We start from the raw sequence: 12,000 nt of genomic DNA, 5'->3' as shown, positions 1-12,000 counted from the left end.
GGTTCCTGCCTCCTTCACGCCATACCGCGCTGGACGAATTCGACGACGATCAGCAGCAGGCAGACAGCGGCCAGACCACCGCTGGCGCCTGCGAACCATTTCATCCGCTGCTTGTCGATGGCGACCTGCGCGGCGCTGATCGTCTGGCTGATGGAGCCTGCGACCGGCAGGCCGATCGCCCGTTCCAGTCGCGCGGCGGTGGGGAATGTTCCCTTGAGCTGCCCCATGGCGAAAGCCACGCCGACGCCCGCACCGATCCCCAGGACCAGCACAGCCAGCAACAGCAGCGGCCGGTTGGGTGCTGCAGGCGCGGTCGGCATGCTGGGCGGGTTGATGACCCGGAACTGGACGGAGCCTGTCTCGGTCTTTACCTCGCCACGCAGACGGATCTCCTCCCGATCGGCCAGCAGCTTGTCATATTGGGTTTTCAGAACCTCATAGTCGCGGTCCAGCTTTTCCTGCTCCGACGCGATGCCCGGTTCATCGACCTGCTTGGCCATCATCGTGTTGAGATCGGCCTGTAGCTGCGCCTTGCGGGTCGAAAGCGCCTGCACCGTGGCGGCGCGTTCGGCCTGCATCGACTTGATCGACAGATAGGCAGGATTGGGGGTGCCACCACCGCCCGAACCGGCGCCGCCGCCGGACTTGCGCAGGGCGTCCACTTCACGCTGGGCAGCGATCACGTCGGGGTGTTGCGCGGTCCAGCCGCGCGCGCGCATTGCGGCCAGATTGGCCTGCGCCTGACCCAGCGCCGAAGGGCCGCCCGAAGGGCCGACGCCCGGCAGGCTTTGCGGCGTACCCGCCAGCTGGCCGTTCATGGCACTGAGCGCGCTTTGCGCCTGAACCAGTTGCGAATCGATCGTGTTGATTTCCTGCCGCGCGGCATCCATCCGCTGGCTGATCGAGCCAGCACCAGGCAAGAGGCCGACATAGCGTTGCGCAAATTCAACGCGGCGCTGGTCGGCGGCTTCCAGCTGCTTGCCCCGCGCCGCGATCTGCTGGTCCAGGAAGGCAAGGCTCTGCTTGGTTTCATTGCGGTCGCCGGAGAGATTCTCCTCCTGGAAAATATCGATCAGCTTCTGCACGATCTGCTGCGAAATCCGCGCATTCGCGCCGTCCGACAGGCTGCTGTCCGCGGAAATCGCGCTGATGTCGATCATGCTGGGATCAGCCTGCGCCATCACCGTGATATTCTCGCGCAGCTTCGTGATCTTGGCCGCGATGTCGCGGGGGCCGGACACGCTCTGCGACAGGTCGGTGTTGCGCACGACCTTTTCCAGATTTTCCGCGCTGGCCAGCGTATTGCGGACCCGGTCGAGATCCTGCTGCGACTGGACCTGGGTGATGCCCATCTTGTCCTCCAGCAGCGACTGGGTGTTCACATAGACCCGCGCCTTCGACTGGTAGCTGTTGGGGATCAGGGCGACGCCCAGCCAGCCGAGCATGCATACGCCCCAGGCCACGCCGAGCGCGATCCAGCGTCGACTCCAGACTCCGTGGAGCAGCAACAGCAATTCTTCGTAGAGACCGGCCATGATCAGAACATGCTTTCAGGGATGATGATGACGTCGCCGGGCGCGAGCATGACGTTCGCCTTCGTATCGCCCTTTTTCAGCAGATCGTTGATGCGGACCTGATATTCCTGCTGCTTGCCGGTATTCTTGTTGAAGCGGACCAGCCGCGCGCGGTTGCCCGCTGCAAATTCCGACAGGCCGCCGACAGAGATCATCGCATCGAGCAGCGTCATATTGGCACGATAGGGGATGGAGGCGGGCTTTTCCGTCGCGCCCACGATCCGCACCTGCTGGCTGAACGTTCCGCTGAAATTGTTGACGATCACCGAAACCAGAGGGTTTTCGATATATTGGGTCAGCGCCAGCTTGATGTCATCGGCCAGCATTTTGGGTGTCTTGCCCACCGCCGGCATGTCGGTGATCAGCGGCGTGGTGATGCGGCCATCCGGGCGCACCTGAACCTTTGCCCCCAGTTCGGGGTTGCGCCACACGAAAATGGTGAGGTCATCGAGCGGGCCGATCACATATTCCTCGCCCGGCCCTTCGCGGGTCGACACGAAAGAGGCTGGCGGCAATTGCGGTCCGCTGGCACCACCCGCAGCGCAGCCCGACAGGACAAGCGCGGGCAGCGATGCACCGATCAGGAGCCTGGAAACCGACACGAAACGCATAATCTCACCTCTTTGTGCGGCCATGCGCGACCAGCCGCCAAAGAGGGCAAGGCGGGCCGGTCAGCACAGGGCTTCCGAGCTCTTCTTGCCGGGAAAGGGTAAAGATACCGTTAGGAGTTAAGTCACCAACAACTCAGCCAAGTAAAACTTCGCGAGGACTTGGATGACCAAGAAATGCCGCCGGACTGGCCGATGCGCCATAGGCACCGGCAAGGAAAATGGCGATCAGGTCGCCTTCCTGCACAGGTGGCAGCGCGATCCTGTCGCCCAGCCGGTCGATGGGCGTGCAGAGGCAGCCAACGACCGTCACGGGATCGGCGGCTGGCGGCGCGCCGAAATGGTTGGCGAGTGCGATCGGATAGTTGCGGCGAACCACCGTGCCGAAATTGCCGCTGGCCGCCAGTTGATGATGCAGCCCGCCATCGACGATAACGAAGGCTTCGCCCTGGCTGATCTTCACATCGATCACGCGGGTCAGATAGACACCCGCTTCCCCGACCAGCCAGCGGCCCAGTTCGATCGCAAAGGCGCTGCCCTTGAGAATATCCGGCAGCGATTCGAACGCTGTGTCGAGCGCAACGCCGATCGGGCGGATGTCGAGCGGCACGTCGCCGGGGAAATAGGCAAGGCCAAAGCCGCCGCCCAGATTGACCAGCGGCGGCGTGACGCCCACCGCTTCGGATAGGCGGGCGGCCAGCGCGATCGTCGCCGCCTGCGTTTCGATGATCGCCATCGCATCGAGATTCTGGCTGCCGGCAAAGATGTGCCAGCCGCGCCAGTCCGCACCGCCATCGATCATTGCGCGGGCAAGCGCGGCTGCGCGATCGGCATCGACGCCAAAGGGCTTGGCCCCGCCGCCCATCCGCATCCCTGATCCTTTGAGATCAAAGTCCGGGTTCACCCGCACGGCGACGCGCGGGGTCTTGCCGATCCGCTGGCCGATGGCGAGCGCGCGCCGCCCCTCCCCTTCGGATTCAAGGTTCAGCGTGACCCCGGCAAAGATCGCCGCTTCCAGTTCGTCATTGCGCTTGCCCGGCCCGGCAAAGCTGATCCGTGCCGGGTCCATGCCCGCCGCCAGCGCCATCTCCAACTCACCGCCCGACGCAATGTCGAAGCCGTCCACCTGCTCCGCCATCGCCGTCAGCAGCGGCGCATAGGGGTTCGCCTTGATCGCATAATGGAGGTGAAGCGCCTGTGGCATGGCTTCGCGGAAACGGCGGATCTGCGCCCGGACAATGTCCATGTCATAGGCAAAGAGCGGCGTATCGCCCACTTCGTCGACCAGACTCGCCGCGCCATAGCCGCCGATCAGCAGCATCCCCTCTTCGCCCGCAAACCAGGCCGGGATCGGTCCCATCGGTTTCAAATGCCATACTCCCGCGCCAGCGCGACTCGATCAATCTTGCCGTTGGGATTGCGGGGAAATGCCGCCAGCACAAGGATTTCGCGCGGTTGCATGAAATTGGGCAGTTCCGCCTTGATGTGCGTGGCGACCGCCTGGGCCACGTCCGGGTCGGCGGAGCGGATCAGCAATTTGACCGCCTGCCCCAGCCGTTCATCCTTCACCCCCAGCGCCACCGCTTCGGCGACGCCCGGCACCGCCACCGCAGCCTCCTCTATCTCGGTCGGGCTGATCCGGTTGCCCGCCGACTTGATCATCGCATCGTCGCGCCCGACGAAATAGAGCAGGCCATCGGCATCGCGTCGCACCGTGTCGCCGGACCAGACCGCCATGCCGCCATAGCGGGAAGCGGATGGCGCGGGCTTGAAGCGCTCGGCGGTACGGGCCGCGTCGCGCCAATACCCCTGGGCGACGAGCGGGCCGCAATGGACCAGTTCGCCCGGTTCGTCATCGTCAGTGATGCTGCCATCGGGGCGGACCACCAGTATCTCGGCAAAGGGGATCGCCGACCCCATCGAGTCGGGGTGGCTCTCAACCAGGGCGGGCGGCAGGTAGGTGGAGCGGAAGGCTTCGGTCAGGCCGTACATGGGATAAAGATCGGCCTTGGGAAACAGCGCGCGCAGCCGGGCTACCAGCGGCCGGGTCAGCGCGCCACCACTGTTGGTCAGGCGTTTGAGTTTGGCCGCGACCTCCGGCGGCCAATCCAGTTCGGTCAGTTGAACCCAGAGCGGTGGTACGCCAGCCAGCGTCGTGATGTCGCGCCGGTCGACCAGCTTCATGACGTCACGGGCCGTCAGATAGTCGAGCGGATAGACGCAGCCGCCGGCAAACCAGGTTGAGAGCAGCTGATTCTGGCCATAATCGAAGCTGAACGGCAGGACGCAGGCGGTGCGGTCCTGCGGCGTCAGACCCAGATAGTCGGCGACCGCGACCGCGCCCAGCCAGAGATTGGCGTGGCTGAGCATCACCCCCTTGGGCCGCCCGGTCGATCCGCTGGTGTAGAGGATGGCGGCGAGATCGTCCGGGGTCGCGGTCGAGGGGGCAAGCGCCGCCCCCCCACTCATGGCGCAGGCGGCGTCATCCTCCCGATGCAACTGGCACCCCTGCGGCACATCGCCCGGTGCCAGCGTCGCGAGTCGCGCCGTCGTGCCGATCAACAGCGCCGCGCCGCTATCGGCCAGAATATGCGCCACCTGCGCATGTTTGAGCAGCGGATTGACCGGGACATGGACAAAACCCGCACGCGGCGCGGCGAGCGGCATCAGCGCCGCCACCGGCCCCTTGGCGATCCAGCTCGCCACCCGTGCACCCGGTTCCAGTCCAAACCCCGCCAGCCAGCCTGCAAGCCGCCCCAGCGTTTCTTCCAGCTCGGCAAAATTATAGCTGCCCGACCGCCCGTCCAGCGCCGCCCGGTCCCGATAGCCACGCAGCAGCAGGTGGTCGATCGGCAGGATCGCCATGGTCTGGTCTGTCTGGCGCATGCTTAACTCCATTTCCAGACTTTGCCCCTAAGCCTCACCTTCACGCATGCGGAGATAGTCGGTTGCCGACGACAAGGGAATATCACAGCCTCGCGCAAGTGCGGGACGCGCTGCAAGGCCGTCTCGACCGCGACGCCATGCCCGGCTTGTTTGGCCGGTTCGACTGGTTCGATCTGCTGCATCGTCATTGTCTGGCCGATGTCCCGGTGCGGGTGGTCATGTCAGAAGATAATGGCGCACAGGCCTGGCTGTTCCTGCTGGAACATGAAAGCCGTCGTCTGTCTGCGCTGGCCAACTGGTATAGTTTCGACTGGTCGCCGCTTTTCACGGGCAAGCCCGATGCGGCGCAGCGGGCGCACCTGCTCGACACTTTGAGCCGCCACCTGTTGCGCAGCGCCAGCCAGATCGACCTCTATCCGGTCGAATCGAGCGTCGAACTGCTGGCCAGCCTGCGCCGGACCGGATGGTTTGCGCTGTCGCGGCCAATGGGCGGGCGGCATATTCTGCCGATCGCCGGGCGGGATTTCGCGACCTATTGGGCCAGCCGCCCCGGTCGGCTGCGCACGCTCGTCAGGCGCCGGGCGCGGGCCAACCGCTATGACCTGTCGATCAGCGACCGGCTGACCGACGATCTGTGGCGCGACTATGTCGATGTGCACGGGCGCAGCTGGAAGGAGGCGGAACCCGGTCTGAATTTCCTGCGCGCGCTGGTCCAGCAGGAAAGCGAAGCCGGGACGTTGCGGCTGGGTTTTGCGCGGGAGGCCGAGGGGAACAGGGGCCGCGCGGTCGCCACCCAATTATGGACGGTGGAAAATGGCGTCGCGCTCATCCACAAACTGTCCCATGATCGCGCTCATGACGCGGGATCGCCCGGCACGCTGCTGAGCCATGCGATGTTTGCCCAAGCGATCGATGGCGATCGGGTCGCGACGATCGACTATGGCACAGGCGACAATCCCTACAAGAGCGACTGGATGGAGGAGCGAGTACCGCTCCACCGCATCGACGCCTTCAACCCGCGCCATGCGTCCAACTGGCTGCCTGCGGCCCGGACAGCCATTTCCGCGCTTGTCGGATAGGGCGGGAATGACTAGGACGACGCCCATCATGCGGGCGCAATCTCCTCAGCCGGTCGACCGGACCGATGACATCGAGCTTCTGACGCGGGCGCTGTTGCGCGACGTGCTGGGCCTTTCGCAGGATCAGGTCGACGGGTTCGCGGCTGACACGCCCCTGTTCGGCGCGCTGCCGGAGCTGGATTCGATGGCGGTTGCTGGCTTGCTGACCGAGATGGAAGATCGTTTCGACATATTGATCGAGGATGACGACATCGACGGCGACACGTTCGAGACGTTCGGATCGCTGGTCGCCTTTGCGCGGAGCAAGGTGGCGCAGTAATATCCGTTCGACCTGAGCGAAGTCGAAGGGCTCGGCCAACCGATAGGGAGACCACTTCGCTCCGCTCAGTGGAAGGCTTCGACTTCGCTCAGCCCGAACGGCAAGTAGTCACGCTTCGACCATCGCCTCAAAATCGGCTTCGGCCAGGAATTTTTCCACGTCCAGCGCCGCCATGCAGCCCATGCCCGCCGCGGTCACCGCCTGGCGATAGATTTTGTCGGTCACGTCGCCTGCCGCGAACACGCCGGGGATCGAGGTGCGGGTGGTGCCCTTTTCGACCAGCAAATAGCCCTCATCCATCGGCAACTTGCCGGTAAAGAGTTCGGTCGCGGGATGATGGCCGATCGCGACGAAGCCGCCGTCGGTCGGCTCATGCGACTTTTCGCCGGTTACCGTGTCGATAAGGTCCACGCCGACCAGCCCTTCAGGCGTGCCGCCGCCGACAAATTTATCGACCGCCTTGTTCCACAGCACCTTGATATTTGGATGGGCGTGGAGCCGTTCCTGCAAGATCTTTTCGGCGCGCAGCGTGTCTCGGCGATGGATCAGGGTGACGTCATGGCTGTGGTTGGTGAGGTACAGCGCTTCCTCGACTGCGGTATTGCCGCCGCCGATCACGACGACCTTCTTGCCGCGATAGAAAAAGCCGTCGCAGGTGGCGCAGGCACTGACGCCCTTGCCCTGCAAATGCTCTTCCCCTTCTACGCCCAGCCATTTGGCCTGCGCGCCGGTGCAGATGACCAGCGTATCGGCGACATAGACCACGCCGCCGTCCCCGGTCAGGCGAAAGGGCCGCTGCGCCAGGTCCACATCGACAATCTGGTCATACATCATCTGCGCGCCGACATGCTCGGCCTGCGCCTGCATCTGCTCCATCAGCCATGGCCCCTGGATCACATCCTTGAAACCGGGGTAATTTTCGACGTCGGTGGTGATGGTGAGCTGCCCGCCCGGCTGCATCCCCTGCACCACGATCGGCGCCAGTCCCGCACGCGCGCCATAAATGGCGGCGGACAGGCCAGCCGGGCCGGAACCGAGGATGAGCATACGGGTCGAATGGGTGGCGGTCATATCAGGCTTTCAGCTGCGATTCGTGTTGATGGGAGAGATAGGCGGTGACGGCGCGCAGGCAAGCGAAGGATTTGCTTGGGCGGTGCGAAGCGGGGGTGTGGGTAGCGAGAGGGATGATCCATCCGCCGCCGTCGATCAGCGCAGCCCTGTGGCGAAAACGGGGCCGCGTCGCCTCCCCCTCCGGCCCTGCTCAATCCAATACGTTGGGCAAATCCTCGAAACCCTTGCGCAGCGCGGCGCTCCAGCCCTGGGAGATCATGGCGAATTCTTCATTGTCGGCTTCGATGCGGGTGCGGACGCGGAAGTCGAACCTGTCGGTCGGGATGACCGTCAGGTCAAGCGGCATGCCGACGGACAGGTTTGAGCGCAGGGTCGAATCCATCGACACCAGCACCGCCTTCGTCGCGTCCTCCAGCGTCGTGTCGCGCGTGATGATGCGGTCCAGAATCGGCTTGCCATATTTATGCTCGCCGATCTGGAAGAAAGGCGTGTCCTCGGTCGCTTCGATGAAATTGCCCGCGCTGTAGACGAGGTAGAGCCGCGGCTTGCCGCCCCGGCGCTGGCCCGCGATCATGATAGAGGCGCTGGCGCCCGAACCGCCCATTTCGATGCTTTCGCGGTATCGCGTCTGCATCGCGCGCATCGCATCGCCCACGATCTGCGCGACGCGGTGCATGGTGCTGCAATTGAGGATGGTTTCGATGTCGGGGTCGAGCTTGGCGTCCTTGATCGCCTTGCTGAGCGTGGCCTTCACCCCCTGCGTGATCGACAGGTTACCTGAACAAAGCAGGGTGATCGCCCGTTCGCCCTCGACCAGATAGGTGAAGCTCTTACGAAAGCGGGCGATATTGTCCATGCCCGCATTGGTGCGGGTGTCGGACAGCATGACCAGCCCCTGGTCAACCCGCACCGCCACACAATAGGTCATTCGTCCCGGTCCCCGAAAGCTGAATCAAAGCTGCGCGTTGGACGGCGGGATAGACTGCTGCTGTTGCCGCTGCAACTGCCGTTCCTCGACGCCATCAACCGCCTGCGCGATACGGACGTCCGCGTCAATCGAGATATCGCCCGCAACCGTGATCGTGCCCCGGATCGGCGCGGCCTCATCCGCGTCCAGTCCGCTGGCGACGCGCAGATAGCGTTCGGTCACGCAGACACGGTTGGACGGATCGAAGCCGACCCACCCCAGTTCGGGCACCAATGCTTCGGCCCAGCCATGGGTTTCGTGCAATTCGCTGCCATCACCAGCCAGCAGATAGCCCGACACATAGCGCGCCGGGATGCCGAGCGAACGCGCCCCGGCGATGAAAATCTGGGCATGGTCCTGACACACCCCTGCCCCCAGCGCAAAGGCTTGCGCGGCGGTGGTGGCCGATGTCGTGACGCCCGCGCGATAGCCAACGGCGTCGATGACGGCGGCGGACAGCGCGTGCAGCCGGGCGAGCGGGCCATCGCCTTCTGGCGTGGCGCGGGCCATGGCGGCGATACCGTCCGACGCGCGGGTGAGTGGCGTTTCGCGCAGGAAATAGCGCGGATTGACCCGGCTGACGGGCGCACCGACGACTCCGTGAGTCTCGCGGGTTTCGACCAGCCCTTCGGCGACGATGACGGCATTGTCCTGCCGATCGTGGCGAATCCAGATCGTTTCCATCTCACCATAGCTGTTGGGACGAAAATCCGTCAGCACATCGCCATTCACGCTGACCTGCCAATCCAGCACGGTCTGCGCCGGGGTATCAACCGGCATCAGCTTCAGCCGCATCGCCACGCGCCCTGCCGATGCGTCATAGCGATAGACGGTCTGGTGGCGGACAAGCAATTTCATGAAAGGCCCCCCTTCCCCCTTCTAGCCGAAATGATAGGCCTGGGCGATTTCCATGCCCAGTTGATTGGTCATTTGCAGGCCATGCTGCACCGTTTCATGCAGGCCGAAGCGGAAGATTTCCCCACTGTCGAGCTGTTCGAGCGCGGTCACCATCTGCTGCACCGTCTCATGGCAGGGATTGCGCGTGCCGTGCCACCCTTCCAGCCGGTGCAGGCGATAGGCCAGCTGGTCGTAGCAATAGGCGACGCTGCGCGGAAACATGCGGTTGAGCATCAGGAAATCGGTGATCTGCCACGGCGTATAAGTGCCGCCATAGACATGATGATAGGCACGGCTGCCCGACAGCGCATGCAGCACCGATGTCCATTGATAATGGTCGCGATTGCCGCCGATGACTTCGGTTTCCGGCAGCAGGACATAATATTTGACGTCAAGCAGCCGCAGCGTCATCTGCGCCCGTTCCAGCGCGGAGCCGCAGCGCAGGAAATCATGGCCTTCATTGCGCAGCTGGCCCGAATGGGTGGCACCGCGAAAGGTCATGACGCGGGTCTTGACCCAGTCGATAAGGACCGGAAGTTGCTGCCGCGCTTCCGACAGATCATAGCTGTCCAGCTTGCGCCAGCCATCATTCAAGGCTTCCCACATATCCTGCGTCAGCATGGTGCGCGCCGATTTGGCGTTGGACCGCGCTTTGAGCAGGCAGGAGCGGATCGAGCTGGGATTGTCGAGGTCCAGCATCAGGAAGGAGACGACATCGCTTTCCGTCACCTGCACCCCTTCGGGAAACTGGTGGCCGCTGCCAGTTGCGCGCACGACGGAACGCCATTCGTCGCGATGATGCGCGCCGGGCAATATCGCCATGCGCTGCCCCATGGTCAGCAGCCGGGCGGTGGCTTCGGCCCGCTCCATATAGCGCGCCATCCAGTAGAGATTTTCGGCGGTCCGGCTCAGCATGTGGGATACCCCCTTCCCCATTCGCCCTGAGCCTGTCGAAGCCTGTCCTGAGCTTCGCCGAAGGCGGCTGTTCTTTCTTGAAGAGACGTGCAGGGCTTCGACAAGCTCAGCCCGAACGGATGTGGGTGTGTGTGGCGAGCCATCATCAATCCTGCATGACCCATGTGTCCTTCACGCCGCCGCCCTGACTGGAATTGACGACCAGCGACCCTTCGGTCAGCGCAACGCGGGTCAGGCCGCCCGGCACCAGCCGCAATTGCTTGCCGACCAGGCAATAGGGACGGAAATCGGCGTGACGACCCACGACGCTGGCGGGGCCGAGCGTGGGGACGGTGGACAGGTCCAGCGTCGGTTGCGCAATGAACTTGCCCGGATCGGCGCGGATGCGCGCGGCATAGGCCTCCACTTCGTCTTTCGACGATTTCGGCCCGATCAACATGCCGTAGCCGCCCGATCCATGGACTTCCTTGGCCACCAGATCGTGCAGATTTTCCAGCACATAGGCGCATTCGTCCGGCTTGCTGCATTGCCAGGTCTGGATATTGTCCAGGATCGGCACCTCGCCCAGATAGAAGCGGATCATTTCGGGCACGTAGATATAGACCGCCTTGTCATCGGCGATGCCCGATCCGGGTGCCGAAGCCAGCGTCACGCCGCCATTACGATAGACGTTGAAAATGCCCGGCACGCCCAGCAGACTGTCCGGGCGGAACACCAGCGGGTCGAGATATTCGTCGTCGATACGGCGATAGATGACGTCGACGGCCTTTGGTCCCAGCGTGGTTTTCATCCACACCCGGCCTTCATCGACGAACAAGTCCGCCGGTTCGACCAGTTCGACGCCCATCAGGTCGGCGAGGAAACTATGCTCATAATAGGCGCTGTTGAGCGATCCGGGCGTCAGCACGACGACGACCGGATCGCCGGTGCAGGCGGGCGGCGCGACTTCTTTCAGGCTCTTCAACAGCTCGGCGGGATAGTCGTCGACCGGCGCGACAATTCCCTGCGCGAACAGTTCAGGGAACATGCGCGTCATGATGTCGCGATTTTCGAGCATGTAGGACACGCCCGACGGGGTGCGGCAATTATCCTCCAGCACTTCGAAACTGCCCGGCCCGGTGCGAACGATGTCGATGCCCACAATATGGCTATAGACTTTGCCGGGGGGCGAAAAGTCGGCCATTTCGGCCAGATAGGCGCTGTTCTGGTAGATGATGTCGGCGGGCATGATGCCGGCCTTCACAATCTCCCCGCGATGATAGACGTCGTGCAGGAAGGCGTTGAGCGCACGGGCGCGCTGGCGAATGCCCTTGTCCAGCACACGCCATTCCTGCGCGGTGAAGATGCGCGGCAGCAGGTCGAAGGGGATCAGTCGTTCAGGATCGCCCCCCTCCCCATAGACGGCAAAGGTGATGCCGATGCGGCGGAAGATCGCCTCTGCCTCGTCCAGTCGACGGTTAAGCCCGGAAATGCCCGTTCGCTCCACCCATTTCTGCACTTCAGCGTAGCAGGGGCGTATCGAACCATCAGGCTCAAACATTTCATGGAAGGGCAAGTTGTCGATCCTCCCTCAGCCAATATGGCTGGTTGTGCGTTGCAACATTAGGACGTGGCGCAAAAAAGATTGCAACAGAAAAATCGCGCAGACGCCCGCCATTACGCTATTCCCGCCTCCAAACGGCAT

The 12,000-nt window shown here is 63.6% G+C and carries 11 protein-coding genes; 2 read left to right on the top strand and 9 right to left on the bottom strand.

Features of this window, described 5'->3' with window-relative positions:
- Window positions 1–14: 14 nt before the first annotated feature.
- The 4 genes from IWY39_RS00300 to IWY39_RS00285 all read right to left on the bottom strand — a co-directional run bounded on the left by IWY39_RS00300 (window position 15) and on the right by IWY39_RS00285 (window position 5,068).
- Window positions 15–1,535, bottom strand: coding sequence for an XrtA system polysaccharide chain length determinant (locus IWY39_RS00300; RefSeq protein WP_107123608.1), 1,521 nt, complete (start codon window positions 1,533–1,535; stop codon window positions 15–17).
- 2 nt (window positions 1,536–1,537) lie between these two features.
- Window positions 1,538–2,185, bottom strand: coding sequence for an XrtA/PEP-CTERM system exopolysaccharide export protein (locus tag IWY39_RS00295; protein ID WP_017181323.1), 648 nt, complete (start codon window positions 2,183–2,185; stop codon window positions 1,538–1,540).
- A gap of 133 nt (window positions 2,186–2,318) precedes the next feature.
- On the bottom strand, window positions 2,319–3,551 hold the full coding sequence (locus IWY39_RS00290; protein ID WP_181316577.1) for a pyridoxal-dependent decarboxylase, exosortase A system-associated: 1,233 nt from the start codon (window positions 3,549–3,551) through the stop codon (window positions 2,319–2,321).
- Window positions 3,548–5,068 carry an acyl-CoA ligase (AMP-forming), exosortase A system-associated gene (locus IWY39_RS00285; protein ID WP_107123609.1) on the bottom strand — a complete coding sequence of 507 codons (1,521 nt, stop codon included), beginning with the start codon at window positions 5,066–5,068 and terminating at the stop codon, window positions 3,548–3,550. Before IWY39_RS00285 ends, IWY39_RS00290 begins: the two co-directional genes overlap by 4 nt.
- A 62-nt stretch (window positions 5,069–5,130) precedes the next feature.
- Here IWY39_RS00285 and IWY39_RS00280 point away from each other — a divergent pair, with 62 nt between their 5' ends.
- Together IWY39_RS00280 and IWY39_RS00275 are read left to right on the top strand one after the other, a co-directional pair.
- Entirely contained in the window at window positions 5,131–6,147 is a 1,017-nt protein-coding gene (locus IWY39_RS00280; protein ID WP_229380570.1) for a GNAT family N-acetyltransferase, read from the top strand.
- Between the two features lie 28 nt (window positions 6,148–6,175).
- Window positions 6,176–6,466 carry a phosphopantetheine-binding protein gene (locus IWY39_RS00275; RefSeq protein ID WP_017181327.1) on the top strand — a complete coding sequence of 97 codons (291 nt, stop codon included), beginning with the start codon at window positions 6,176–6,178 and terminating at the stop codon, window positions 6,464–6,466.
- A 108-nt stretch (window positions 6,467–6,574) separates the two neighbouring features.
- Here IWY39_RS00275 and trxB read toward each other — a convergent pair whose 3' ends face one another.
- From trxB to IWY39_RS00250, 5 genes are all read right to left on the bottom strand, one after another.
- On the bottom strand, window positions 6,575–7,537 hold the full coding sequence (gene trxB, locus IWY39_RS00270) for a thioredoxin-disulfide reductase (RefSeq protein ID WP_107123611.1): 963 nt from the start codon (window positions 7,535–7,537) through the stop codon (window positions 6,575–6,577).
- Between the two features lie 190 nt (window positions 7,538–7,727).
- Window positions 7,728–8,465: a peptidase gene (locus IWY39_RS00265; RefSeq protein ID WP_017181329.1), complete on the bottom strand. Its 738-nt coding sequence runs from the start codon at window positions 8,463–8,465 to the stop codon at window positions 7,728–7,730.
- A gap of 24 nt (window positions 8,466–8,489) precedes the next feature.
- The gene (locus IWY39_RS00260) at window positions 8,490–9,362 is read right to left on the bottom strand and encodes a transglutaminase family protein (RefSeq protein ID WP_017181330.1); all 873 of its coding nucleotides are present in this window, start codon (window positions 9,360–9,362) and stop codon (window positions 8,490–8,492) included.
- Between the two features lie 21 nt (window positions 9,363–9,383).
- Entirely contained in the window at window positions 9,384–10,316 is a 933-nt protein-coding gene (locus IWY39_RS00255; RefSeq protein WP_107123612.1) for an alpha-E domain-containing protein, read from the bottom strand.
- Between the two features lie 145 nt (window positions 10,317–10,461).
- A complete protein-coding gene (locus IWY39_RS00250; protein ID WP_026002081.1) occupies window positions 10,462–11,871 on the bottom strand; it encodes a circularly permuted type 2 ATP-grasp protein in 1,410 nt (469 codons plus the stop codon).
- Window positions 11,872–12,000: the final 129 nt, after the last annotated feature.

It is taken from the genome of Sphingobium sp. JAI105, assembly GCF_015752145.1.
GTDB lineage: Bacteria > Pseudomonadota > Alphaproteobacteria > Sphingomonadales > Sphingomonadaceae > Sphingobium > Sphingobium xenophagum.
This window is presented reverse-complemented; position numbering and strand designations above follow the sequence as displayed.